Origin of the sequence: Catalinimonas alkaloidigena, assembly GCF_900100765.1 — a bacterium.
Taxonomy (GTDB): domain Bacteria; phylum Bacteroidota; class Bacteroidia; order Cytophagales; family Flexibacteraceae; genus Mooreia; species Mooreia alkaloidigena.
Map to the genome: position 1 here is coordinate 147,880 of NZ_FNFO01000001.1, position 26,944 is coordinate 174,823.

A 26,944-nucleotide genomic window follows, 5' to 3' on the forward strand; every position below is an offset into this window, starting at 1 on the left:
CGGTCGATGATTATTGCAGATATCATGAAAAAAAAGGGTGAAAATAAATCCTTCGTCGATGCTATTTAAGGCATGCAGTTTATAAGAATCTGGCAAGATTGCGCAATCTCGTCCGGCGTAATGGTCAGCGGCGGTGCCAGGCGCATGGCCGAGTCGCAATACAGAAACCAGTCGGTCAAAATCCCCGCCGCCAAGGCCCGATCAATGGTCGGTTTCAGTACGTCGAACGATTCGAATTCTAAGGCCAGGAGCAAGCCCTTTCCACGAATCTCCTGAATGGCAGGATGTTGCAAATGCTGCCGGAACAGTGCTTCTTTGGCAGCTACTTGTTCGGTTAATCCCTCTTCTTGAATAACGTCGATGGTGGCGGCCGACGCTACGCAACTCATCGGATGTCCACCAAAGGTGGTAATGTGCCCTAATATGGGATTTTCTTTCAGGACATTCATAATTTTTTGTGAAGCCACAAACGCCCCGATCGGCATCCCGCCGCCCATGCCCTTAGCACAAATTACAATATCAGGCACAATATTGTACCATTCAAACGCCCAGAACTTTCCGGTTCGTCCAAATCCAACCTGTATTTCGTCTAGGATAAGGAGGGATTCTGTCTCATCGCATCGTGCGCGTAATGCCTGAAAATAGTCGGCCGAGGCCATCCGTACCCCGGCTTCGCCCTGAATGGTTTCGAGAAAAACGGCCGCTGTATCGTGCGTAATCAGGTCCAGGTCTTCGATATTGCCGTGCCGGATGTGCCGGATGCCCGGCAGCAGCGGCCGGTACGCTCGCTTGAAGCGCTCGTTGCCGCTCAGCGAAAGCGCTCCCTGCGACGAGCCGTGGTAGGCGTTTTGACAGGAGATGAGTTCGGTGCGGCCGGTGTAGCGTTTGGCCAGTTTGGCCGCGCCTTCGACGGCTTCGCTACCGGAATTAACCAGATAAACGTTGTCGAGCGGAGCGGGCAGGGTCGCGGCGAGTTTATGCGCCAGTTGTACCTGCGGAGACTGCACCAGCTCGCCGTAGACCATCACGTGCAGAAAACGATCGAGTTGGGCCTGCAAGGCGGAAACCACGCGCGGGTGCCGGTGCCCTACGTTGCTGACCCCAATGCCTGAGATCAGGTCGATGTAGTGCTGACCCTCGGGGCCATAGAGGTACACGCCTTCGGCGCGCTCTACCTCAATCATTAAAGGAAAAGAAGACGTCTGCGCCAGGTGACGCAGAAACAAATCGCGGGACGTAAGCAAGGGAAAAGGAGTTAAGTAAGCAGGTCGTACACTTTACGCATGCCGGTGCTGGCTTTTTCGGGAATGGGGTGCAGGTTGGGACGATAGGAGAGGTAGGGAGTTTCAGGATCGATCACGTAGACCGGCGCAGCCGCATCCACATAATCGACCAGCCCCGCCGCCGGGTAGACCTGCAACGAGGTACCCACCACCAGAAAAATATCGGCGGTGACGGCTTCGCGGATGGCGGCATCCATCATCGGCACCATCTCGCCGAACCAGACGATGTGCGGACGCAGTTGTGCACCTCGCTCGCAGCAGTCGCCCAGGTTCAGCTCGTCGCTGTCCATCGCGTACACCAGTGTTTCGTCGGCGGTGCTACGCGATTTAAACAGTTCACCGTGCAGGTGCAGGACGTGCGTAGAGCCTGCCCGTTCGTGCAAATCGTCCACATTTTGCGTAATCACCACCACGTCGTAAAACTGTTCCAGGGCGGCCAGCAGCTTGTGCCCTTCGTTGGGCTGGGCCTGCCGGGCCGCGCGCCGCCGTTGGTTGTAAAACTCCAGCACCAGCGTGGGGTTTTTGCGCCACCCTTCGGGCGAGGCGACGTCCATCACGGAATGGCCTTCCCACAGCCCACCTGCTCCCCGGAACGTCCCTAAGCCACTTTCCGCACTGATGCCGGCACCGGTAAGTGCGACCAGTTTTTGTTTGGGAGAAGAGGAGGGCATAGGGAGGGGGTTGTTAGCTTAGTGAGGAAACATTTGTTTGAGTTCGCGCCACAGCATCTTCTTGCGGGCGGTGCTGGCCGCAATGTCGCCAAGACTGTCGACAAACAAAAAGGCCACTTTCTCGGAAGGAATCAGTTGGTAAGTACTGCCGGGTACCGACGGGCGCAACCACGACTGGCTTCCGAAACAAAGGATGCGGCGCGGATGCAGGCGCTGCGCCAGCGGCTCCCACGAGATGGGTTGCGCTTGGCAACTGACCAGCGCGATGTCGTCGAACGTTAACCCCACGGCGCTCAGGATTTTTTCAAGCAGTTGCCGTCCGTCCGTGTCGATCTGGTCGACGACGACCAGCACCTGTCTGGGGTTCTGACCCTCGATGTGAAAGCGGATGTGGTCGGGCGTAGCGGGTTCGGGTTGAGGATCGGGCGGGGGCAACGTAGCCTCCACGTCAGGTTCGGTGGTGGGTTGCGTCGGTGCCTCGGGTGCCGGAGCATCCGTTTGCAATACGGGTGTCGGCAACGCGGAGCGTTGTGGCGCGGTTGGCGTGACCGGCGGCCTCGGAGCGACCTGGATCGGTTCCGGCTCGGCTTCGTTCGGAACGACGTAGATCTGTTCTCCCAGAAAACCTGCCAGAAACTTCAACTGTGCCCTTTGTTCGTCGTTCATGGTTGGACCAAGTTACGGGTTCTGCAACGGACCCACAATGCGCTCGTGGCGGGGTGGAAGGAAAAGTTACGGACGGTATTCGTTACGAATCTTCTTTCTTGTTGACTTCGAAAATGGAGCGCAGTTCGGGCGCGTCTTCGGGTTTCATGCGCCCGGCCAGCACCAGCCGCAACTGCCGCCGTTGCAGGGCGCCGTCGTAGAGTTCCTGTTCGCGTTCGTTTTCGGGTACGGCCTGCGGCACGTCGATGGGGTGGCCCGTCTGGTCAACCGCCACAAAGGTGAAAAACGCCTCGTTGGTCTGGTAACGCTTCTGGGCCGGAATGTTCTCGGCAAACACCTCAATGTGCACTTCCATCGACGAGTTGAAGGCGCGCGTCACCTGTGCCTGCAAGGTCACTACGTAGCCCAGTCCGATGGGCCGGTTGAACGAGACGTTGTCGACCGAGGCCGTTACCACCACCCGGTTGCAATGGCGCTGCGCCGAAATGGCCGCGACAATGTCCATCAGGTGCATCAGTCGGCCGCCCATCAGGTTATTCAGCGTATTGGTATCGTTGGGCAGGATTAGTTCGGTCATGGTCGAGAAAGACTCCCGACAATATTTCTGGCGTTTCATGCGATTGATTTCTCGGATCTCAGCAAAAAGGTGGGCAATTCAGGCATCAAAACTAAGCCGAATCTTTCGCTCGGGCCAAGTTTTGTCTGCGCAACGGAAGGAGGGAAGAGCGACGTCCACCGCCGCTCTTCTTCCACCTTAATCATTTACAATCGGTAAAAAGGCGTAGTCGCGGCCGTAGTCAAGCATCTGTTGGACAAAGTCGTCCGGGTAACTGATCGTGACGTCGGTGATTTCGCCCGCCGCGTTGGTCACTGGCGTCAGTTTGGGCTGGATAAATCCGGAATAAGGGGCGGTGTTCAGCGAGGCGTACCGCTCTTTGACTTCGACCAGCAGCGCCTGATCGACCTTTACGCCGTAGCGTTCTACCAGTGCGCGCGCCGCATGGGCATCGCCCTGCGAGATAATCCGCTGGATCTCACGCAGTTCCTGGCCGAAGATGTCGCGGAGGCGTTCGTAATTCCGGACCACAAAGTAGGTTTTGCCGTCGCGTTCCACCCGTTCGATCACCTTATCGGCTTTGCCTTCTTCGAAGGCCCATCCTGCCACCAGTTGGCGGTTGCGCATATGGTCTTCTTCCAGATTTTCGCCGGGTTCCAGCCGGTTGAGTTGCTGCATCAGGCCATTGCGGATGTAACGGTCGTATTCGGCCTTGCCCACTTCGAGCGAAGGCATCACACCGATGTCGACCAGTTTCTGATCGAGCAGGTAATACAGCGCCACCAGGTCGGCACGGGCTTCTTCCAAAGTGGAGGCGTAGTTCTTGAGCGTTTCCTGCGGTGTGCCCACCCCCGGTTCTACCTGTCCGGACGCGTGGCCGATCACCTCGTGCATGTCGGTGTGCAGCTGGCCGGCCAGAATGCCGTACTCGCGGGCGCGCTGCACTTCCTCCGGAGAGGCGGCGAACGCTTCGAGCGACGAACCAGCGGCACTGACGTGGTCGTAGGCTTCCACAATGTTCCCCAATGATACCGACTTGGAGCCGTACTGCTGGCGAATCCACCGGGCGTTGGGCAGGTTGATGCCGATGGGCGTGGACGGAGCCGCGTCGCCGGCTTCCATCACGACGGTAATCACTTTGCCTGAAATGCCCTGAACCTGCTTCTTCTTGTGTTGTTCCAGAATGGGCGAATGGTCTTCGAACCACTGGGCCTGATCGCCGATGGCTTTGATGCGCTTGGTGGCTTCCAGGTCTTTGAACGACACGACCGACTCGTAAGCACCACGGTACCCCAGCGGGTCGCCGTAAACCTCGATAAAGCCGTTGACCACGTCGATGCGCGAGGCCGTATCGGCCACCCAGAGGATGTTGTACTCGTCGAATTGGCGCAGATCGCCCGTCTGGTAGTAGGCAATCAGTTTGGTAAGTGCCTGCCGTTGTTGGTCGTTCTCGGCCACTTCTACCGCTTTTTCGAGCCAGGATACGATGTGCGTAATGGCTTCGGAGTAGAGCCCCCCGATGCGGTATTGTTGCTCGATCAGTTGATTACCTTCTTTCACCAGGCGCGAGTTGAGGCCGTAGGAAGGAGCGTTTTCTTCGGCTTTTTTGATGAACCGGTCGTAAAACCCTTCTACCTCGCGCTGCGTCAATCCTTCGCCATAGTAATTATTGGCCGAACCGGAGATCAGGTCGACGCCTTCGTCTTTGTTGACTCGCTTGACATCGACCGCAGGATCGAACAGAATGGGCTGCAGGAGCGCCAGCAGATCGTCGACCGTCTCGCCCGGTTGGAGCGGAAGCTGGTCGGCGGGCAGGCTACGCACGGCTTCGGCAAAGAAGTCGTACGAAAACGCCGGCATCATTTTTCGGGTCGAGTAGTGGTGGTGAATCCCGTTCGAAAACCAGACCCGCTTGGCGTAGGTCAGCAGTTGCTGGTACGCTTCCGCATTGCGGTCGCCCTGATAATCGCTTACCAGACGTTCCAGCACCTTCCGGATGCGGAGGTTGTGGCGGTAGTTCTGATCCCAGATGATGTCGCGCCCCGACAGAGCAGCCTCCGATAGATAATAAAGGAGTTCTTTCTGCTGGGCCGTCAGGGTTTCGAACCCCGGCACCTGGTAACGCAACACCTGGAGGTCAGCAAAGCGATCGGCCACGTACTGAAAACCGCTGTCGGGCTGCGCCACGGACGATTCGGCGGCGGGAGGGCGGGAGGTGTCGCAGGCCGAGCACAAAGCTACGAGCGCAAAAGCGCAGGCAAGGGGGGAAATACGCGTCATCATAAGGAAAGGAAGTTGGTAAACACCTCCCAAAAGTAAACGGAATTGCCTGGACTTCATTTCTGCCGATCGGCCCAACTGAGTAGACGAGCCAAGCGCTACCTTCTGCAAAGTATCCTTTTCCGGTTGATGAATTGTAGAATAAGGGGGTAAATATAACTTTCTTGACAAACGCGTGGAAACCTCCCCACTGTAATGTTTGCCCCCAAATGGACCATGCTTTCCACTGACACACAGTTAGCTTTGAGTAGGTAAGGTGTTGTTACAGCATGGCCTATCTGGCTGTGCATTCCCTGCTTTTAGTAGGATAAATCCAAGGGGATCTATGGATAAAAGGTTTACAGAAAGTAAAAGACTTGGGCTCGTAGTGTTACTTTTTCTGCTGAGCGCAGCAGGACGCGTATGGGGACAATGTACGATCCAGGACCCAAATACGAACGCGGCCACTACAAATCCGAGCGTTCGCTATAACTGTCTGACTTCAAGCGGGTCGCCTAACTATAGCCACAGCATTCGTTTCACCTCCAGCGTATCGGGTGTGCTGATCAACTGGGGCGACGGGACTGCCCCGACGCCTTTCTCGGGTACGATCGCGTCGCACACGTATACCACCGAAGGGATTTTTACCTATACCATTACGGGTTGCAGCGGCATTACGCGGGGGATGATTGTCAACGCGGTGCCTCCGGCCGACATCCCTGACCCGGTGTCGATCACCTCACCGGCCGGTACGATCGATAACAAGCGATGTGTGCCGGAAGATCTGGTGTTCCGCATTCAGCCGCAAGACCCCGACTGGCGCACCAACGCTTTCGCCCAGTACGAAATCAATTGGGGCGATGGCACCACCCAGATGGTGGACATTCGCAGCTTCCGGCTCGATGCCAACGGCTTGGGGGCTGTTTACGTGCCCGAACCGATCCCGCACACCTACCTGCCCGACCAGGCGGGTTGTTCGCTGATGGTCAACATCACCTACCGCAATGCCTGTGGCCGTAACCCGAGTACGCCCGGGCGTTATGCGTTCGGCGAGTACTACTTCCTGGACCGGGACTCGGCGATGGTGACACCCAACCCGGTGATTCTGTGTGACCTGAACGATGTGACGCTGACGGCCACCCCGTTGTTCAACTGTCTGGATTCGACCAACCGCTACATTCGTTGGGAAGCCATCGAGGACATTACGCCGGGCTGCGGCCCGTTTTCGGCGTTTGTGCCCAATCCGGCTTCGCCTGACCCCAATATTCGCGACGGCTTTCGTCCGTACGATGCCAACCGGGTCATCACCATTCCCCGAAGTTGCTTCCGCGACATTGTCTCGGCCGATAGTACGTATATGGTCCGCATGACCATCCGCAACCAGTGTGGGGACGACGCAGTGGATGTCCCCATCCGCGTGGTGGCCCCCTATCAGCCGGTTTTTTCGGCGGTAGACAACACATGTCCGGGCGCACCCATGACATTTACCAACAGCACCCCGGACCCCTATGGCGTCCAGACCTACGAATGGAACTGGGGCGATGGTTCGGCCGTGCAGCGCAGTGGTTCCAGTTCGGTCAATCACACGTACACCAGCGGAGGAGAGTACTGGGTGAAACTGACGACCCTGGTGCAGACCAGCTACGGCCCCCAGTGTAGCAAGATCGATTCGATTCGGGTTCGCGTGCGGGAAACGGTCGGCCCTAGGGTCGTGATCGATCCGAAAGAAGCGTGCGGCAGCCTGACAACCACGCTGACCAACGTCTCGACGTTTGCTGCGGGTGCTTCCTGGACGAACTGGGAACTGGGCGGCAACACCAATTATAACGGCACCAAGACGTTCCTGCCCTCGCCGGGCACCTACACCAGCGGCAGCACCGGCCAGCGCGTCATCGTGACTGACCCCAATCCGGCCGACTCTTCGGTGACGATCTTCTACCCCGACTGGGGACGCTACAGTGCCCGGGTGCAGGCCCAGTCGGGCTCCTGTCCACCCACCTGGTCGGACTACGAGCGGGTCTACATTTATCCCGTGCCGAAGGTCAACTGGAAGATCTCCGACACGGTACTCTGTCTGGGCAACTACCTCACCATTCGCGACTCCTCGCGCGTCGACATCCGCTCTTACACCAACGAGCGAGGGCTGGGCAACGACGCCCACCGCATCGACTGGCACCTGGACTTCGGCGACGGTTCGGCGGCCAAAACCGGGAAGGTATATTCCAGCTGGAACAATGCCGACACCGCCGACTACTACAGCCCTTCCAAGAGCAACCGGATTACGCAGTACCTGTTTGCCGATACGGGCACCTATTGGGTCAAATACCGGGTCTGGACCGAGCACTGCGAAGCCGAAGACAGCATCCGCATCCGCGTCATCGACAACGCCAAACCCAAAATCCAGGTGGTGCAGTCGGGCTGTAGCGATGCGTTGGTGACCTTTGTCAACCAGACCGACACGGTGCCCAACACCGTCTACGAGTGGATCATCCGTCGGGGCACCACGCCCTGGGATACGATCCGTACCACCAGCTATGCTCCGTTCGACCACCTGCTGCCCTACTATGGCGTTCAGGCAACCGCGCAGTACCGCATTCGCCTGCGGACCATCACGGGTACGCCTGCCAGTGGCTATTGCTACGCCGAAACGGCCGATAAAACGATTCAGGTGCGACCTTCCCCGGTCGCGCGCATTGACGTGCGCCCCAACGAAGGTTGTGGCGATACGCTGGTACTGGGGGGCTCGAGCTTTCAGAACGCGTCTCAGTTCATGCCGGCCAATAGTACGTACAAATGGACGTTTGGCAACGGCAACAGCTACGTGGGCGGGGAGTTCGACCCCTTGCCCAGCCAGCAGTACGTCAACACGTCCGACAGCGTACGGTATTTTCCGGTCGAACTGGAGATCACCACGCCGGCGGGCTGTGTGTTCCGGGCCAGCGATCAGGTGCGGGTCAACCCCTCAGCGAACCTAAGTGTGCAGGTGCCCGATACGGTCTGTGCCGGACAGAGCGTCACTCTGACGGCCGAAGGCAATCTGTTGCGCGAAAGCTCCCTGGTGTGGATCATCCGGGGGGCCAGCAGCACGGTGGTGACGGGCCGCAAAACGGTCAACTATACCTTTACCAACGGCGGGCTGTTCCCCGTTCCGGTCCAGATCGACCTGTCGGGCAGCAACGCTACCAGCTGTAGTGGCACCACCACCCGGCAGGTAATCGTGCTGCCGTCCATGAACGTGAACCTGACGGCCCAGCCCTTCTCGGCCTGTGCCGGCACGCCGGTGGCCTTCGCAGCGCAGTTTACGCCCGGCGGGCCGGACTCGACCATGTACGGGGCGCTGACCTATACCTGGAACTTTGGCGACGGCAGCCCGGTGGTGAGCAACGACCAGGCCGTGATGTACCACGCCTTCGAGAACGTGACGGCCGCGCCGGTGACGCGCACGGTGACCGTCACGGTGCAGGGTGGCTACGGCTGTGGCACTACGGTCAGCACCCCGGTAGTGGTGCAACCGGCAGTAGTGGCCGCTTTCGCCCCCGACCAGACCGAAGGCTGTAGCCCGCTGCGGGTGAATTTCACCAACCTGGCCAGTGGCGGGACGGTGAGCTGGTGGGAGCGGGTCTTGCCGGGCGGGGCCCGCGTGAGCCTGACGCCAGGACCGGGGGGCAACCTGACGCGGACCTTCTCGAACACGGACCTGAACAACGCGCTTTCCTACGAGATCATGCAGGTGGTGAGCAACGGCAGTTGTGCCGACACGCTACGCGATACCATTACGGTCTATCCCTACCCGCAGGCCAACTTTACGTATACGTCCGGGGCGAGCTGCAGCCCGGTCACGATTGAGTTCGACCCGGCAACCTCGCAGGGTGGTCGCCGCTACTACTGGGACTTCGGCGATGGCACACCGGTGGAAACGCGGAGTTCCAATGTGCCGGTCACGCACACGTTCACCAACTTGGTGGCCACGCCGCAGAACTTCACGGTGACTTTGCGGGTAGAAAACGACGCGCCCTGGCGCTGTTCCGATGTGGAAACGCAGGTGATTACGGTACGACCTACCGTCATTGCCGCTTTCGACATGGATCAGGACGTGAGCTGTAGTCCGCTGGCGGTCCAGTTCGGTAACCGCTCCAGTGCGGCGGCCAGTCGCTTTCTGTGGGAACGACGGCAAATCAGTCCGTCTTTGAGTCCCTGGGAATTTTTGTCGACCCAAGCCAATCCGAACACGACGTTTGAAAGCAGATCTGAAACGGACACCACCTGGTACGTGATCCGGTTGCTGGCACAGGACAGCGACGGCATTTGCGAAGCGGAAGCTTTCGACACCGTAGCCGTGTTGCCCAAACCTTCGGTAGTCTTTACGGCCTCGCCGGCTGAAGAATGTGCCAACGTTAATCTCGAACTCGACAATACCGGTACCACCGGCGGAACGCACTTTGCCTACTACCGCCGCTTTGTCCACGCCGACAGTACCTGGCGGCTATTTCACCAGGCCACCACCACAACCTCGAACGTAATCGAGGTATTCGAGAACTATACGCTAAACACACAGTTTTACGACATAAAACTGGTCGTCACCAACGGTAACATCTGTCGCGATTCCCTCACGCGGCGTATCACCGTGAAGCCTTACGTACAGGCAGGCTTTACGATGGATGTGACAACGGGCTGTACGCCGCTACAGGTCACGCTGACCAACACGTCGACGACAAGTGCCAAAGCATTTTACTGGGATTTTGGTGATGGTACTACGCGGAGCACCGGCTCACGCGCACCGTTTATCCATACGTTCAGCAACTTCTTTTCGGACCGGGATACCGTCTACACGGTACAACTGGTGGCTGGAGACAACACAACAGGCTGTTTCGATACGCTCCGGTTGCCGGTCCGAATTTATCCGCAGCCGCGTGCCCGCATTGTCGCGAACAATCCGCCGTCCTGTAGCCCTGCAACGTTCGAGTTCGATCCTAGCGGTTCGGTCGGAGGAGATGTAATCGATTGGAGTATCGATGGCTGGACGTTAACCACCACCAGTCGTTCCAAAGTAACCCGCCCGCTGCGCAATACGTCGAATGCTCCCCGCGAGGTGTGGGCTTACCTGACGGTTAGAACCACTTCGGGTTGTCAATCGGTAGACAGTGTGAAAGTCACCATTCAGCCGGAAGTGACGGCTTCTTTCACGGCTCCCCAGGATACCACCTGTACGCCGCGTCAGGTACAGTTTACCAACACCTCGACGGGACCCTACGATCAGTCGTCGTGGCAGTTTATGCATCCGCAGGAGGGACTGATAACCTCTACGGCACAGCATCCGCTGGTTACGTTCAACAACACCACCGACGGATTCATTGCCATTCCGGTGCGGCTGGTCGTGTCGCGTTCTCTCTCGCCGCAGTGCCCTTCGGAGCCGTACCTGGATACAATCTACGTAGCGCCTAAACCGCGCGCCCGCTTTGTGGCCAGCGATCCCGGCTGTGGCTCTACCGAAGTTACGTTTACCTACCAGGACAAAGCGCCCGGGGCCAACGGCGAAACTTATCAGTGGTACATCGGCACTACACTCGTGGCTACCAGAACTGCCGCCAATGCCGGAGCTTCGTACAAGTATCCGTTCAACAACACTACCTCGGGGCTGCAGAACTACATCGTGCGCCTGGTCACCACCAACCGCTGGGGATGCGACCGCGAATTCCGTGATACCATTCAAGTGCAGCCGCAGGTAACGGCTCGCTTCGACTCAGTGCCCGATGGGTGCGGTGAGTATACCGTCACCTTCGTGAACCGGTCGGTCAATGCACGGAATTTTGTGTGGGATTTCGACGATAACACCACCAGCACCGACAGAAACCCAACGCATACCTTCCCGGGCGAAGGCGTCTACACAGTCAAGCTGACGGCATGGTACATGTCGGACAGCACGGACGATGTATGCGTAAAAGAGTACACTCAGGTGATACGAGTGGCACCGAAACCGAAAGCCGACCCGAAGGCGACGCCGGTGACGTGTAGCCCGCAAACGTTTACGTTCAGCTACGGAGCCCTGCAAACAGCCGGCGTAACCCGGACCTGGAAGCTGCACAACGGCGAACGCGTGACGGCAAACGACAACGCCTCGTTCACCCGTTCGTACGTGAATACAACCGCCGTCCCTCAGGTAGTCCGCGAGTGGCTGGTGGTGCGATCTGCGGCAGGGTGCCTTGATTCGGCTTACGTCGACATCACGATCAACCCCAATGTGGAAGCAGGCTTTACGTACGAAGCCGATGGCTGCTCGCCAAGAAACATCACGTTCAGCAACCAGTCGGCCGTGAGCGCCAACCGTTTCAAATGGACCATTCTGCCCGGGTTGGGAAATCCGCAGGTGATTCAAACCAACAGTGCGGCGCCCTTTACGCGTCCCTTCCAGAACGACGGCGACACCACCATGCGCGTCAAGGTGTGGCTGGAAGCCTGGAATGCTGATAACGACACCTGTCGGAGTACCTTCTTCGAAGAAGTGAAAATCTACCCGAATCCCAAAGCGGATTTTACCGTTGGGCCGATTCAGTGTAGCCCGGCAACGGTGAGCTTCGACTATACCAATACCCATCCGGAAAATGGCGAGTGGTACGTATGGGACTTCGGAGATACGACTATCACGGTCGACTCGAACGATGCCAAGCAACAGGTCTTCCATACGTTTGTCAACGACACGGACACGGTCAAGACGTTTACCGTCACGCTAACGACCCAGAACCGTTGGAGCTGTCCACGGGTCGTGACCAAAACGATCAAGGTGCAGCCCGTCGTGACGCTGGCGATTGAGCCGGTGATCGATGCTTGCGAGCCGTATAAAGTGACGTTTGTCAACAATTCGTCGAAAAGTGCGCGCTACTTCGAGTGGCACTTCAACGACGAAGACCACGGCGTCAGCGCCCAGAAAAGTCCAAGTTATACGTTCAGAGCTTCCCGCGACACGACTTATCAGGTCGTGGTAAAAGCCTGGCACATGGTAGACATCAACGCAGACTCGTGTGTGCAGGTCGATACCATCCCGGTGCGGGTGTTGGCCCGCCCCGAAGTGCTGGTCAACGAAATTCCGGAGGATTGTAGCGGCTCTGCCTTTGAGTTCAGCTACAACCAACTGACCTATGTGGATTCGCTGGTCTGGGTTTTCCATACGGGCGATACGCTGCGGACCCGCTCTACGGCTCCCTTCAAACGCGTCTTCCACAACGACAGCATCGCCCCGAAAACGTATACCGAATACCTCTACGTGCGGTCGGCGCAAGGATGCTGGGATACCACGTCGGTTACTGTCAAAGTGAAGCCTTATGTGCGCGGTGGCTTTATGCTGAGCACTCGGCAGGGCTGTGGTAACTTGAGCGTGATCTTCCAGGATACGTCCAATCTGGCCGCTACCAATCGGGAATGGCGGATCGAGAACAACGGTGAGCTTACAGTACGGTCGGATAAGTTCTTCCAGATACCGTTTACTAACGAGAGCGACGTAGTGCGGAAGATTCCGGTGCAGCTACGGGTGTGGAACAACTGGGATTTTTCTCAGGCTTGTGCTACCACCGTATACGATACCATCACGATTTACCCGCAGCCTAAAGCGCGCTTTGCTCCCGAGTTGCCTAACTGTAACGCTTCGCCCTATCGGGTAGTGCTCCGCTACGAAGAGATCGTACCCGGGCAGGAGGTGTACCACTGGGATTTCGGGGACGGAACCACGCTGATCGATACCTTGAAAGACGGACGCGATAGTCTGGTGCACACCTTTACGACGACGACAGAGCAGGTCTTTGAGGTACGCATGCGGGTGGTTAATACCTGGGGTTGTACGGACAGTTCGCGCGTGCCCATCACGGTGAAGCCGGGAGCTCTTGCCGCGTTCCAGGCCATTATTGAGAACGAGTGTGCTCCGGCGGGTGTCAAGTTCAGAAACCAATCCCAGAACGCGAGTTACTTCAGATGGGATTTCGGAGACGGAAACACCAAGTCGGGATCGGCTTCCGAAGATTTTGTACACGAGTACGATGTCGCGGGAACGTATACCGTTACGCTGACCGCCTGGTACGACAACCTCACCACCGGCAACAGCAAGCTGAAATCGTGTCCCAGCACCGTGACGCGTACCGTAGTGATTCACCAGAAGCCCATTCCGTTCATCAATGTTGCCGAAACACAGGGATGTAATCCGTTTACGGTGAAATTTAAGAACGGTACGTTGATGCCCGAAGAGCCGATGATGTACATCTGGGAGTGGGGAGACAATTCGTCTTCGGATACTACATATGCGCTTACCGATTCACTGTTCCATACGTTCAACAACCAAACCGACCTGAGTCGTGACTATGTCGTGACGTTGCGCGCCATCGGACCGACCTGCGACTCAGTAGCCCGCCAGACCATCAGAGTGCTGCCGGGGGCTGAGGCAGAAATCAGCGCGCTGAATACCGTCGGGTGTGGTCCGTTGACCAGTACCTTCATGGTACAAAGCCCTACGCCTCAGGTTACGTACGCGACATACAAATGGAACTCGAGCGATCCTACGTTCCCTAGAGTTGAATTCAAAATTGCGACGTCCTCGAACCGACAATTGACCCATACGTTCCGGAACGATGGTACAACCGTAATACGGCACTGGGTATCGTTCAGCGTCGAGCAGGCTGGCGTAAACAGTTGTAATCCCCCGTCGGATACCATCTGGGTAACCGTATACCCGCGTCCGCAGGCTACCCTGAAAGTTACACAGCCCGAGTGTCAGGGCAACCCGGCCATTGTAGAGTTCCAGCGCGAAAATCTGGTCAATGTTGACTCGGTCTACTACGTAATTGCCAATCCGTCAGGGACACTGGATACCATCCGGACCGAGCAGGATACAATTTGGACCAAATCCTTCGAGAATCTGGGTGAAAAAACTCAGTTCTACACCATCCGGATGGTCTCCATTTCGGAGCACGGGTGCGAAATCGTAGGACCGCTTCAGCCTTTCCAAATCCATCCGGCTTTTCAGGCGGCCATGGCTCCGGTAGCGGGTGGGTGTAGTCCACTGGAGTTTGAAGTGGAAAACCTGTCGACCAACCCGGGCGGATTATACGAGTGGATTCTGGAGGGGTCGGAGTTGGCAGAAAATATCTGGACGGGCAAAACCAGCGAGAAGCCCAAGGTGAAGTATGAGTATTACGGCCCGACTGACAAAACGTTCGAGATCATTTTGGTCGCTCACTCACAGACCGGTTGTACGGATACCACACGCCAGACCGTCACGGTCTACGGAACCCCGCAACCCGACTTCTCCCTGGCGCCGTCGCCGTTGCAGTTGCCCGACCGGACCATTACCGTCCAGAACCTGACGGAGTACCAGGACCAATGGCACTATACCTGGATCATGGGGAATGGCGATACGTTGGACATCGACTCGGCTACCTTCGCGTATACGTACGCCAACATCGATACAAACTATACCGATTCGCTGTTCACGGTAACGTTGCTGGCGCGCGGCAAAGGCGCGTATGCCTGTGAACAACGTATTTCCAAAACGCTGGTGATCCGTCCGGTGCCACCGGTGGCGGAGTTCGAAGCCGAAGCCGAGGGGTGTGCGCCGGTAACGGCGATCTTCAAAAACAAGTCGAAGTGGGGGCACACCTACACCTGGAGCTTTGGCGATGGCAGCACGGTGGTCACCACCAGCCTGGAAGACATCAAACACGATTATTACATTCCGGGAACGTACTCGGTACGCTTGCGTGTAACGGGACCTGGCGGAGAAACGATGGCCATCAAGCAGGACATCATTACCGTCTACCGGATGCCACGCGTTACGTTCGAAACGTTCCCCAATCCGCCCGAAGTACGGATTCCGAACGAGCCGCTCAACTTCATCACGTACATCGACTTTGAAGACCCGAACGAGGGGTACGAGTTCTTCTGGGATTTTGGCGATGGACTCACCTCCACGCAGCGGAATCCGGAGCACTTCTACCAGGAAGAAGGCGAGTACGTGGTATCGGTTACCGTCAAAACGAAGAACGGCTGTTCGGTTACGTACGTCGATTCGGCCGGTGCCAAGGCCATCATCGGTGGCGAAATCGTGATTCCGAATGCCTTCTCGCCGAATTCGGGCGGACCTACGCGCGAGCGGGTCGACCTGCTCTACGGACAGCGCGACAACGATATTTTCTACCCGAAAGTGGTCGGTGCCCGCGAAATCTACATGCAGGTCTACAACCGATGGGGCGAACTGATTTTCGAAAGCAACGAGCTTGGTTACGGCTGGGACGGCTACTACAAGGGCGTATTGTCCAAACAGGATGTTTACGTCTATCGAATCGAAGTCAAGTTTGCCGACGGCCGAAGGGAGACGTTTGTGGGAGATGTAACGCTTGTTAGATAACAACCTGAACCCGAGGTGGGAGGGCGTAACAGAATTGATATGAAGCGAATTTTTACCCTATTCTTGTTGATGTGGGGCGGAACGGTGCTGGCGCAGGACCCACAGTTCTCGCAATACTACGCGGCACCGTTGTACCATAACCCGGCCTTTGCGGGGGGCGCGGGGCGCGATCGGTTTGTCTTGAATTATCGCAACCAGTGGCCCTCGATTCCCGGTGCTTTTGTGACCTACGCGTTTTCGTACGATCATTACGCCCGGAAATACAACAGCGGGTTTGGCATTAGCGCCACCACCGACAAGGCGGGTTCGGGCAACCTCCGTTCGTCGAGTCTGGGTGCGGCCTATGCCTACCAGTTGGCGCTGAACCGCGTCTGGATGGTGCGGGCTGGGTTGCAGTTCGGCTATGCGTTCCGCAACATCGATTACTTCCGGCTGACGTTCGGCGACCAAGTGGACCCGCGCGGGTTTGCGCAACGCCCTACTAACGACATGACCCAGTTCAACATCGAAAACATTGGCTACTTCGACGTCAGCTCGGGATTTCTGTTGTATTCCCGGCAGTTCTGGTTCGGGATGGGTGCGCATCACATGAACGAGCCGAACCAATCGCTGGTGGAAAGCAACTCGGGCCTGCCCATGCGCATGACGTTCACGGCCGGTACGGTGATTCCGCTGCAAAGCCGGGTGATTCGCTCCCGCAACATCCGCAAAGGCCTGGAGCCTGACAAAAGCCTGACGCCCTCGGTGTTGTACAAGTTTCAGGGGGAATTCGACCAGATGGACATCGGGTGTTACATCTATTACAAACCGCTGGCCGTGGGCTTCTGGTACCGGGGCCTTCCGGTCAAGAACTACCGCCAGGGCCTCTACAATCACGATGCCGTGGTGTTGCTGCTGGGGGTGAAACAACCCAATTACCGCATCGGGTACAGCTACGACCTGACCATTTCGGGCCTGGGGGCCAATACGGGGGGCGCGCACGAAATTTCGCTCACGTACGAGTTCGACACCAAAGTAAAGCTGAAGAAGAAACCTAAGCTGATTCCGTGTCCGAAGTTTTAGCCCGGTCGCTTTAATGGCGCTGGTGGCGCGTGGAACTTCGAACGCAAATCCTGTTATTCTAATCGAACATCGCCGTAACGCGAACGCACGGTGATGTTCGATTTATTTTTGGACTGTCCGCCGAACGTGCCGCGTGCCTTGAGGCTGTGGTTCTGTTCGATGCGTTCGTTGAAGTTCAGGTTAAGGCCAGAATGGCGCAGGTTGCCGTAGTCGATGTCGACGTCGAATTGCCCGGCGGCTTCCGGCGCAAAACGCAGGCGAATGGAGCTGAACTCGCCTTCGGCCGCAATCCGTTCCACCCCCGGGGCAATGTGATCGATCTCGAACTTGGGACAGTAGCTGATGTCGCTTTCCAACCGTTGCGTTAGTTTTCCGAGCGAAAAACCACAGTACCGGATGTCGGCCGTGAGGGCGTGCGCTTCGTCGATGGCGACTGAGCCGTAGCGGCTGTCCAGGTTCAGTTGGTCGGCCGTACCCAACGTCAGGTCCGAATAACTGTTGTCCAATTGCAGGGTGCCGCACTTCTCCAGCTCCATTTTCGAGTACTTGACGTCCAGTTTGCCTTGTTGCATTTCGCGGATTTCTCCGGCTCCGAACGAGAGGTCGACGTAAGCTTCTTTGCTGGTGATGCGCTCCGTGCGAAGCGTTCCGTACTTCACTTCCAGTTGCAGTGGTCCGTGGAAGTCGGCCAGATACACGTCGCCGAACTGATTTTCGATCTCCAGCGGATTTTGCGCCGGCATGTTGACGGTGTAATTGACTTCCAGTTGATTGGTTTTTTCTTCCGCCCAGTTGAGCATGCGCTCGAAAAAGCCTTCGCTGCGGTCGATCTCCGTCCCGAAGTAGATGCGGCCTGTGCTACGTTCAATGTTGATTTTGACCCGATCCAGCTTCTTTTGAAGGTCGTCTGCGTCGCCATCGCGGACAATGATGTTCACGTCGACGGTGATTTTTCCCTGCGCAGTGGTGTTGACGTGCACCTTTCCGTACCGGTTGTCGATGGCGAGTTTGTCGCTGGCCGAAACGTCAAACTGCTTGCTGATCTTGCGCGATCTTTCGGCGGCCCATGCGGTGGAGGTCAGGCCGAGAATCAGCGTGCAAAGGAGCAGGCATCTATAAATTGAGGTTTGCATTCTCTTTTTTCTGTTTTACTTCTTTTAAAATCTGCATCTGCTGGTTAAGCAAATCGATGCGTAAACGTAGGTTTTGAATCATCGCGGCCCGCACCAGTTGCGGATCGGCGGCCCGGGGCAGTTCCCCGCGCAATTCTACATACATCGAGTCCAGGTGCGCCAGATCGGCCCCGAATTCCAGTTCTTCGGCTTCGCTGGCTACGGCCGCCAGGTCTTCTTTCTTCTGGGCAATCAATGCCGTATAGTAAGCTTCTACTTCGTTCAGATAGGGGCCTTTCTGCATTTGGGCCGTGGTGTCGACCGGTTCCTGTTGGGCCGTCAGGTGGAAATCCTGCCACCCCAGCGCGTAGCCCACAAATACCAGGAGGGCGGCTACCGCGGCCGTTTGCAGCAGACGACGCCACGCGTAGCGATTCTTTTGTTGAGACGAAGGCGTGGTCTCGTCCAGCTTGTGCGCGATTTTCTGCCAGAGATCGGGGTGGGGCTCGAAGCGATCGAGCTCATCCCGGTGCTCACGGATAAATTTTTCTAAGTCATCTTCCATCCTGCTATCCGTTAAGTAGTTCTCGAATCTTCTTGCGGGCGCGGTTGTACTGCGATTTCGACGTCTGCTCCGAAATGTTCAGAATCTGTCCGATTTCGCCGTGATCGTACCCTTCCAGGCAGTAGAGGGTAAACACCAGCCGGTAGCCGTCGGGCAGGCCCTGAATGGTACGGTGTACCTGGTCGACATCGTACGGATACACGGGCTCGTCTGGTTCCTCGTGCGGCTGTTCCTCGTCGAACTGATCGGTCACTACCAACGGCTGTCGCTGGTACTTCCGCAGAAAATTGAGGGCGTTGTTGATCACGATCCGCTTCAGCCACAGGCCGAACGAACTTTCGCCTTTGAACTGATGAATTTTAGTAAACGCATCCACAAACGATTCCTGCAGTAGATCTTCGGCCACACCATAGTCGTTCACGAGCCTCATGGCCACGTTCAGCATGGCCCGGGCGTACCGGGCGTACAGCTCATGCTGCGCCTTGCGGTCACCTTGTCGGCATCGTTCAACCAGGAGCACGTTAATGTCTTGCAAGACAGCTTCCAATTTCGAGTTGGTTTGTACTAATAGATTTCAGGAAAGTGGGAGAGGTTGCATCCCACCGAAAAATATTTTCAGAAAAAGGCATAAAAAAACCCTTTCGGGCTGAAAGGGCTTTTTCCGGTATGAAGTGACAGAAATTACAACTTAGTAAAACGGCAGGGCGTAGCGCGAAAGGACTTGCCTTGCTTGAAGGGCTGAGCGTCTTATTTCTGCGCCGGTTGGTTCATGGCCGCCAGGTTGCCCTTCGCCAGCGCAAAATCCGGGAACAGTTCGAGTGCTTTCTGGTACTTGGCCTTGGCCTCGGCATCGTTGCCGGTTTCCTGATTCAGCACCCCTTGCAGGTTGTACACTGCCGCCAGAATCGGGACCTGTTGCGACTGCTGCCGTTGCCCGGCCGACAGCGTGACCTGCTGCGTAGCGGCATCCTTGTGCTTCTCCAACATGGCCAGCGAGTTGCGTGCTTCGTTGTAGCGCTTCAACTGGAACTGGAGCGTGGCCAGTTCGTAGAGGTGGTACACGTTTTCGGTATTCATGTACAGTTTTTCGTACGAACTCACGGCCTCGGCCAACAAGCCCAGGTTCTTCTCCGAAATGGCTTTGATCTCCACCATCTCCAGGTTGTTGGGGCGTACGTCGACAATGTCGCGAGCCACGAACAGGCAGGACGAATACCGATTCAGGTTGAAATAGAGGTAGGCCAGCGTATCCTTCAGGGTTTCTTCCTGCGGGTGCAGCGCCATCATGTTGTAGAGGGCCTGCACGGCCACGTCGCCGTCGTTGTATTTCAGCGACTGCTCAAACACCTGTTCCTGCACGGCATACGGATCGAGCGAAGGGGCCGTCGGAGTCGAAGTGGCGGCCGGCGTTGCGGGGGTGGTCGTGGTTTCCGCGGCGGGTTCGTCTTTCTTTTTACGGCGCTGTGCGGAGGCGTCGTACACGCCACTAAAGCCGACCAGGAGCGTCAGCAGGACTACTTTCCAATTCATGTCGTTTATTAATTATCAGGTTGAACAGACAAATTTAACGGAAACTTTCAGGCCTGCGGGTCAGGCAGCTGTTTTTGTACCGGCAAGCCGCGCTGCTCACCCAGTTTCAGCAGGAACGGATAACCGTCCGCGAACGTGTTTTTGATGTGCCCCTCCAGAATGGCTTCCCGCAGTTCGGATTTGAGTTCGCCTACCTGGCGCGACGGGGGTAGGCCGAACGTTTGCATAATGTGCTCGCCCGTTACGGCCGGTTGGAAATTGCGCAGGCGGTCGGTTTCCTCCACTTCCAGGATGCGCTTCTCCACCTTGTTGAAATTTTGCAAATGGCGGCGAACACGCTGCGGATTTTTCGACGTGATGTCGGCCCGGCAGAGCTGCATCAGCGCGTCGAGGGCCTCATCGGCATCGACAATCAACCGCCGGATCGCCGAATCGGTGACTTCGTCCTTCACCAGCGCGATGGGACGGAGGTGGAGGCGTACCAGCTTCTGCACGAACTTCATGTGTTCGTTCATGGGCAGTTTCATCCGCCGGAACAGTTTGGGCACCATCCGGGTCCCCAGGTCCTCGTGGCCGTGGAAGGTCCAGCCCGCGCGTTTATCGAAACGTTTGGTGGCCGGTTTGGCAATGTCGTGCATGAGGGCGGCCCAGCGCAGCCACAGGTCGTCCGACACCTCGGCAACGTTGTCCAGCACCTGCAACGTATGGTAGAAATTATCCTTATGGCCCTTGCCGTCGACCGTCTCGACGCCGGCCAGTTCAATCAGCTCCGGGAAGATGCGCTCCAGCAGCCCGGCGTGGTAGAGGAGCTTGAAGCCGTACGAAGGCGTGGGGGAGAGGATGATCTTGTTCAACTCACCGATGATCCGCTCCTGCGATACAATGTCGAGCCGCGCGGCGTTGGTGCGCAGGGCATCGAACGTATCGGGGTGAATGTCGAAGTTCAACTGACTGGCAAACCGGATGGCCCGCATCATCCGCAACGGATCGTCCGAAAAGGTAATGTCGGGATCGAGCGGCGTCCGAATCATCTTCCGCTTCAGGTCACCTACTCCGTCGAACGGGTCGATCAGATCGCCGAATGTAGCTTCGTTCAGGCTGATGGCCAGGGCGTTGATGGTAAAATCGCGTCGCTGCTGGTCGTCTTCCAGCGTGCCGTCTTCCACAATCGGTTTGCGCGATTCGCTCCGGTACGATTCCTTACGGGCGCCCACAAACTCCAGCTCCCACTCGTCCCAGCGCAACATGGCGGTCCCGAAATTTTTGAAAACGTTGAGCGGCACGTGGCCCGGCAACTGATCGGCCAGCGTCTGCGCTAGGGCAATGCCACTGCCAACGCACACGAAGTCGATGTCTTTACAGGGGCGTTTCAGCAGCAGATCGCGCACCCACCCGCCCACCACGTAGGTTTCGACGCCTAAGCGGCGAGCGGCCTCGGCGACGTGTGGAAAAACAGGATTCTCTCGTAAAGTGGCGGCAAAATTCATCATAAAACAAAACCCTCAGCGGAGGGCGAGGGTTCGAAAGAAGGCAAAGGTAACGGTTCCGGCCACAAAACCCAAGGTGCGTGTTCGGTGGGTTGGTAGCACGCTCCCCAGGTGCAGGCGGGCGGCTAACGCGTGGATTTTTCGTAGAATTTGTGCAGACGCTCATTCAACAGCCTAACCGCCTGAGCAGGAGACCGGTGCAGGAAGAAAAGGGTGCGGAAGGTGCGGACGCGGAAGGTGCGGACGCGGAAGGGAAAAGGCGCCGTTAGTGGGCGGAACTGATGATCTTCCAGAAAGAGCGCTTCGAAGTGGAAGGCGGTTGGGCCCGGCGGGTAAACGTGCGAGGCCTGCGCCAGTTCGGCCACCAGAAAAGGCTGTGGCTGCAAACGAAGGGAACTGTCGCCCTGGAGGACGAGGTCGTGAAGTCGCGCTTGCCGTACCCGCTCCGATTGGTCGCTACTGAAAAAATAGACGGGACAAAACTGGAAGTGATCGCGGAACGCACGCATCAAGACGTCGTTTGCTTCTTGCTGAGCCTGCGCTTCTTTTTCGGCCAATGCATGCGCTCCCCGATCGTGCAGCGCCTTCAGGGAAGCTTGGCGCGTCGGCAACCGAACGAGCAAAATTCCTTCGTGCAGGTACCGGACCTGGGCTTCGGCCGTAGGCGGCACCTGTGCCTGCACCGCCGCGCACAAGAGCACGAATAAGTACCCGAAAAGGCTTAGGAATCGTCCCGAAACCATTCCCGTAGTTTGAACAGATCGAACGCCCGCAGCGAAGGCGACGTGGCGTGTAGGTTTTGCTCGATGAGCGGCGCCAGAGCATCGTAGGTGCGTATGAAAAGCCGCTGTAAAGACTTGGGTTCCAGGCGATGGGCCGCTTGTACCAGGGCCGTGTCCTGGCCCAGTCCTTCCTGCCGGTACAATTTTTTCAGGTTGCGCACGCCCTCGCGCGTTTTGTTCAGAAAGACCGCATTGGGTTCCAGCCCCAGGTGCAGCACCGGGTTGTCGATGTGCAACAGCGGAACTCGCCGTTGCGCCAGTTCCCAGCCGAAGCGTGTATCCTCGTGGCCGTAGGTCCGCAGGGTTTCGTCCAGCCTGATGGACAAAAACACATCCCGACGAATCAACAGGTTGTTGAGGGTCAGACTTCGGTACGGATGGAGGGCGCGGTCGGCAGCGGTGCGTTGTTCGCGGTGGCGGCCGTAGTGCCAGCGTAACGCAACGGCAGGCGAGGGGAGGCGAGGCGTGTAATACGTGCCACCGGCGAGCACGTGTGCCTGGTTGCTTCGCTTCAGGTAATGTTTCAGAAAATCGCCGTGCGGTACAGCCGAGTCGGCATCGAGGAACAAGAGCCACTCGCCGGTAGCCTCTTCGGCCAGCAGGTTCCGCATCCGGGCGCGGCCCACGTTTTGTGCAAGTTTTCGGTAAGTGATGGCTGGGTCGTCTGCCAACCGGCCATGACGGGAATGGTACGTTTCGTCGGGCGAAGCGTCGTCGTATACCCTGATTTCCCCCCCGGGGGCGGCATGACGCAATTGGGCTTGCAGCGCGTTGACCAGCGGGGTCGCGTCCGTGTTGTAGACCGGAATGAGGATGGAAAGCAGGCGATCAGGCATGGCCCTCAAGCGTTGGAGAGGCGCACGGTTTCTTTGGCGGAGTCGAGCAAATGCCCCCGCTCGCACTTCAGCAGCCGGGCTTTGTGGTGTTCGACGAACTGATAATTGTGAGTGGCCATCAGCACGGCGGTGCCGCTCCGGTTGATTTCCTGAAAAACGCGGAGAATGCCTTCGGCCACTTCTGGATCGAGGTTGCCGGTGGGTTCATCTGCAAGAATAATGGCGGGTTCATTGAGCAGGGCCCGGGCAATCACCACGCGCTGTTGTTCGCCACCCGACAGTTGGTGCGGCATTTTGGTTTCGACCGAGCCCAGGCCGACGCGCATCAGCACATCGAGCAGGCGCTTCTTCATTTTAGAACGGTCGTTCCAGCCCGTTGCACGCATCACAAACTGGAGATTATCGGCCACCGTACGGTCGGGAAGGAGTTGGAAATCCTGAAAAACGATGCCGATTTTCCGGCGCAGAAAAGGCACCTGCTTGCGCGAAAGTTTTCGCAGCGAATACCCGGCCACCATGGCATCGCCTAGCCGCAGCGGCAGGTCGCCGTAGAGCGTCTTGAGGAGCGAGCTCTTGCCGCTGCCGGTCCGCCCGATCAGGTAGGCGAATTCGCCTTTGAGCACATCAAAGTTTACGTTTTCCAGCACGGCCGTATCCGTCTGAAAAATGGAAGCATCGCGCACGCTGATGACCGTATCGTTGGTCATACTCAAATGGTAAGGGGTTGCAGTTTGCCGAAGGGCAGTTCGTCGATCAGCTTTCGCATGGCCTCCTCTTTGCCCTCCAACCCGTATTTCTCCAGGTTTTTGAGCGGCCGGTCGGCCCGGAAATAGGCAATCAGGACGAACTTCTCGTCACGCAACTGAATGTAATCAGGAATTTTGGCCTTGCCCTTTACTTTCAGGATGTACATGGCAACGAAAGTGCAGATTGGGAAATTACAGATTGCAAATTGCTGACACGAAACGGTACCGTTGGAACGCGGTCAACCAGTTGACTTGACGTCGAAATCGTATGTACCGCTTAGCCTCAACAATTTGCAATCTGCGAATCTGCAATTGGTAATGGCTTACGCCTTTAAGGCTTCTTTGTATTCGGGGTTGCCTTTCCGGTAGTCGGACAGGAACTTTTCCAGACCACTGTCGGTCAGAGGGTGCTTCAACAGACCGGTGATGACGTTCAGTGGGCAGGTGACCACATCGGCACCAATTTCGGCGCAGCGGATCAGGTGCATCACGTGGCGCACCGACGCGGCGAGTACTTCCGTGGCAAAGCCGTAGTTGCGGTAGATCTGCATGATCTGCTCGATCAGGTCCAGGCCGTCGCTGCCGATGTCGTCGAGGCGGCCCATGAACGGCGATACGTACGAGGCCCCGGCTTTGGCAGCCAGAATGGCCTGTCCGGCCGAAAAGACCAGCGTGCAGTTGGTGCGGATGCCTTTCTGACTCAGGTACTTGATTGCCTTCACGCCGTCGCGGATCATCGGCACCTTTACCACAATTTTCTCGTGGATTTCGGCCAGCTCTTCGCCTTCGGCGATGATCTCGTCAAACGTGGTGGCTACCACCTCGGCGCTTACGTTATCGTCCACGATTTCGCAGATCGCGCGGTAGTGCTTGAAAATATTGTCTTTGCCCGTTACGCCTTCCTTGGCCATCAAAGAGGGGTTGGTCGTCACACCGTCGAGAACGCCGAGTTCGTAGGCTTCGCGGATTTCGTCCAGGTTCGCTGTATCAATGAAAAATTTCATGAGTTGAGGGTTGAAGCGTTGGTTGTGCTCAAAACTACAGAAAAAAGGAGGGCAAAAAAAAGGCAAACCAAGTACCGGTCGCTCAACTACCTACCCTTGCTACCTTCCGGTCCTGGGGGAATTCAGCAGGAGCTGACCGTACTGATTTGCCGGGGCAAAAGTAGAGAAAGTTGCGAAGGTGGGAAAGATGTAGCGACAGAAAGTTGGAGAGATGAAAAAAAGCCGGGCGTGCGCCGTGGGTCAGGCGGGCCGGGTCCGAAGCCCTCGTGCGCAATTTGCCTTGGGCGAATTGTTATCTGCAATTCCTGCCCTGCAATCTCAAAATCCCGATTACTTTTGCGGCCATGACCGAGCAAATCCTGATCTTCGATTTCGGTTCGCAATACACGCAATTGATTGCCCGCCGCGTGCGCGAACTCAACGTCTACTGCGAAATTCACCCTTACACCGAACTGCCTTTTCTGACCCTCGACGCCTCGGTGAAGGGGGTGATCCTTTCGGGAAGTCCCTGTTCCGTGCGCGATACGGGTGCGCCCAATCCGAAGTTGAAAGGCGTACGCGGCCACGTCCCGGTGTTGGGTGTGTGCTACGGAGCGCAACTCATGGTCAATCAGGAACATGGCGTGGTGGAGCCCTCGCAGGTGCGGGAGTACGGCCGGGCCCGCCTGACCCACGTCGATAGCGAAAACCCTTTGTTCAAAGGGATGGACAGCAAGGCGGTGGTGTGGATGTCGCACGCCGACACCATCCTGAAACTGCCCGAGCACCTGAACGTGATCGCCTCAACCGAATCGGTCGAATATGCGGCGTATCAGATCCAGGACGAGCAGACCTACGGCATTCAGTTCCACCCGGAAGTGACGCACACGGCCGAAGGCAAGCAGTTGCTACACAATTTTGTGGTGGGCATTTGCGGCTGTTCGCAGGACTGGACGCCGGCGCACTTTGTGGAAGATACGGTACGGGAATTGCGCGAAAAGTTGGGCGACGACAAAGTGGTGCTGGGGCTGTCGGGCGGCGTCGACTCGTCCGTAGCGGCGATGCTGATTCACCGCGCCATCGGCAAAAACCTCCACTGCATTTTCGTAAACAACGGTCTGTTGCGGAAAAACGAGTTTGAGCAGGTGCTGCATTCGTACAAAGACCTGGGTCTGAACGTGAAAGGGGTCGATGCCTCCAAAGATTTTTACGTGGCTCTGGCGGGAAAAACCGATCCGGAACACAAGCGGAAGGCCATCGGGCGGGTATTTATCGAAGTCTTCGACAAGGAGGCGCACCGGATCAAAGACGTGAAGTGGCTTGGCCAGGGCACGATCTATCCCGACGTGATCGAGTCGGTGTCGGTCAAAGGTCCCTCGGCCACCATCAAATCGCACCACAACGTCGGCGGTTTGCCCGAAAAAATGCACCTGAAGGTGGTCGAACCGCTCAATACCCTGTTCAAAGACGAAGTGCGGGAAGTGGGCCGCGAACTGGGTCTGCCCGAAACCATTCTGGGTCGGCACCCGTTCCCCGGACCGGGGCTGGCGATCCGCATCCTGGGCGAAATCACCGAAGAAAAGGTACGCATCCTGCAAAACGTCGACGACTTGTTCATCAAAGGCTTGAAGAAAACCGGCCTCTACGACGAAGTCTGGCAGGCGGGCGCCATCCTGTTGCCGGTCCAGTCGGTCGGGGTGATGGGCGACGAACGAACGTACGAAAACGTGGTCGCGCTGCGGGCCGTAACCTCGGTCGACGGCATGACGGCCGACTGGGCGCACCTGCCGTACGAGTTTCTGGCCGACGTGTCGAACGACATCATCAACAAAGTGAAGGGCGTCAACCGCGTGGTCTACGATATTTCGTCCAAGCCGCCCGCCACCATCGAGTGGGAGTAAGCCGCAGGGATCGGCCACCAGGTTCGGGGGCCGCAACGGCTCCTCCAGCCGGGCCGCCTAACAACAGAGCGTATGAGTATAAATCCCCTGGGGAGGCCTCCCTTGCTGTGGACCGAGCCGC

The 26,944-nt window shown here is 57.3% G+C and carries 18 protein-coding genes and 1 other RNA gene; 3 read left to right on the plus strand and 16 right to left on the minus strand.

Going from position 1 to position 26,944, the window contains the following annotated elements:
• Positions 1-65: 65 nt before the first annotated feature.
• The 5 genes from BLR44_RS00685 to BLR44_RS00705 all read right to left on the minus strand — a co-directional run bounded on the left by BLR44_RS00685 (position 66) and on the right by BLR44_RS00705 (position 5,459).
• On the minus strand, positions 66-1,184 hold the full coding sequence (locus BLR44_RS00685; RefSeq protein ID WP_089679039.1) for an aspartate aminotransferase family protein: 1,119 nt from the start codon (positions 1,182-1,184) through the stop codon (positions 66-68).
• 71 nt (positions 1,185-1,255) lie between these two features.
• Complete coding sequence (locus BLR44_RS00690) at positions 1,256-1,954, minus strand: SIR2 family NAD-dependent protein deacylase (protein ID WP_089677916.1); 699 nt, start codon at positions 1,952-1,954, stop codon at positions 1,256-1,258.
• Between the two features lie 18 nt (positions 1,955-1,972).
• Positions 1,973-2,620 carry a hypothetical protein gene (locus BLR44_RS00695; RefSeq protein WP_089677918.1) on the minus strand — a complete coding sequence of 216 codons (648 nt, stop codon included), beginning with the start codon at positions 2,618-2,620 and terminating at the stop codon, positions 1,973-1,975.
• A gap of 82 nt (positions 2,621-2,702) precedes the next feature.
• Positions 2,703-3,236, minus strand: coding sequence for an acyl-CoA thioesterase (locus tag BLR44_RS00700; RefSeq protein ID WP_089677920.1), 534 nt, complete (start codon positions 3,234-3,236; stop codon positions 2,703-2,705).
• A gap of 138 nt (positions 3,237-3,374) precedes the next feature.
• Complete coding sequence (locus BLR44_RS00705) at positions 3,375-5,459, minus strand: dipeptidyl peptidase 3 (RefSeq protein WP_218126981.1); 2,085 nt, start codon at positions 5,457-5,459, stop codon at positions 3,375-3,377.
• Positions 5,460-5,994: 535 nt separating this feature from the next.
• Between BLR44_RS00705 and BLR44_RS00710 the strand changes: the two genes are divergently transcribed.
• Together BLR44_RS00710 and BLR44_RS00715 are read left to right on the plus strand one after the other, a co-directional pair.
• Entirely contained in the window at positions 5,995-15,819 is a 9,825-nt protein-coding gene (locus BLR44_RS00710; protein ID WP_176955844.1) for a PKD domain-containing protein, read from the plus strand.
• 39 nt (positions 15,820-15,858) lie between these two features.
• Positions 15,859-16,881 (plus strand): PorP/SprF family type IX secretion system membrane protein, encoded by a 1,023-nt coding sequence (locus tag BLR44_RS00715; RefSeq protein WP_089677923.1) that lies wholly within the window; start codon positions 15,859-15,861, stop codon positions 16,879-16,881.
• A gap of 53 nt (positions 16,882-16,934) precedes the next feature.
• Here BLR44_RS00715 and BLR44_RS00720 read toward each other — a convergent pair whose 3' ends face one another.
• The 11 genes from BLR44_RS00720 to ffs all read right to left on the minus strand — a co-directional run bounded on the left by BLR44_RS00720 (position 16,935) and on the right by ffs (position 25,097).
• A complete protein-coding gene (locus BLR44_RS00720; RefSeq protein WP_089677925.1) occupies positions 16,935-18,014 on the minus strand; it encodes a DUF4097 family beta strand repeat-containing protein in 1,080 nt (359 codons plus the stop codon).
• A complete protein-coding gene (locus BLR44_RS00725) occupies positions 17,995-18,558 on the minus strand; it encodes an anti-sigma factor (RefSeq protein ID WP_089677927.1) in 564 nt (187 codons plus the stop codon). The genes BLR44_RS00720 and BLR44_RS00725 overlap by 20 nt, the downstream gene beginning before the upstream one ends.
• A 4-nt stretch (positions 18,559-18,562) precedes the next feature.
• Positions 18,563-19,105, minus strand: a complete 543-nt coding sequence (locus tag BLR44_RS00730; protein ID WP_089677928.1) for an RNA polymerase sigma factor — start codon at positions 19,103-19,105, stop codon at positions 18,563-18,565.
• Positions 19,106-19,305: 200 nt separating this feature from the next.
• Positions 19,306-20,088: a tetratricopeptide repeat protein gene (locus BLR44_RS00735; protein WP_089677930.1), complete on the minus strand. Its 783-nt coding sequence runs from the start codon at positions 20,086-20,088 to the stop codon at positions 19,306-19,308.
• Positions 20,089-20,135: 47 nt separating this feature from the next.
• Positions 20,136-21,575, minus strand: coding sequence for a CCA tRNA nucleotidyltransferase (locus tag BLR44_RS00740; protein WP_089679044.1), 1,440 nt, complete (start codon positions 21,573-21,575; stop codon positions 20,136-20,138).
• A 125-nt stretch (positions 21,576-21,700) separates the two neighbouring features.
• On the minus strand, positions 21,701-22,318 hold the full coding sequence (locus BLR44_RS00745; RefSeq protein ID WP_143017045.1) for a hypothetical protein: 618 nt from the start codon (positions 22,316-22,318) through the stop codon (positions 21,701-21,703).
• Positions 22,297-23,193: a glycosyltransferase family 2 protein gene (locus BLR44_RS00750; RefSeq protein ID WP_089677934.1), complete on the minus strand. Its 897-nt coding sequence runs from the start codon at positions 23,191-23,193 to the stop codon at positions 22,297-22,299. The genes BLR44_RS00745 and BLR44_RS00750 overlap by 22 nt, the downstream gene beginning before the upstream one ends.
• 5 nt (positions 23,194-23,198) lie before the next feature.
• Entirely contained in the window at positions 23,199-23,906 is a 708-nt protein-coding gene (locus tag BLR44_RS00755; RefSeq protein ID WP_089677936.1) for a cell division ATP-binding protein FtsE, read from the minus strand.
• Positions 23,903-24,106 (minus strand): fructose-6-phosphate aldolase, encoded by a 204-nt coding sequence (locus BLR44_RS00760; protein WP_089677938.1) that lies wholly within the window; start codon positions 24,104-24,106, stop codon positions 23,903-23,905. The genes BLR44_RS00755 and BLR44_RS00760 overlap by 4 nt, the downstream gene beginning before the upstream one ends.
• A gap of 156 nt (positions 24,107-24,262) precedes the next feature.
• Entirely contained in the window at positions 24,263-24,943 is a 681-nt protein-coding gene (gene fsa, locus BLR44_RS00765) for a fructose-6-phosphate aldolase (RefSeq protein WP_089677940.1), read from the minus strand.
• Between the two features lie 55 nt (positions 24,944-24,998).
• An RNA gene (gene ffs, locus BLR44_RS00770) (signal recognition particle sRNA small type) lies at positions 24,999-25,097 on the minus strand.
• A gap of 190 nt (positions 25,098-25,287) precedes the next feature.
• Between ffs and guaA the strand changes: the two genes are divergently transcribed.
• Complete coding sequence (guaA, locus tag BLR44_RS00775; protein ID WP_089679048.1) at positions 25,288-26,823, plus strand: glutamine-hydrolyzing GMP synthase; 1,536 nt, start codon at positions 25,288-25,290, stop codon at positions 26,821-26,823.
• Positions 26,824-26,944 lie beyond the last annotated feature (121 nt).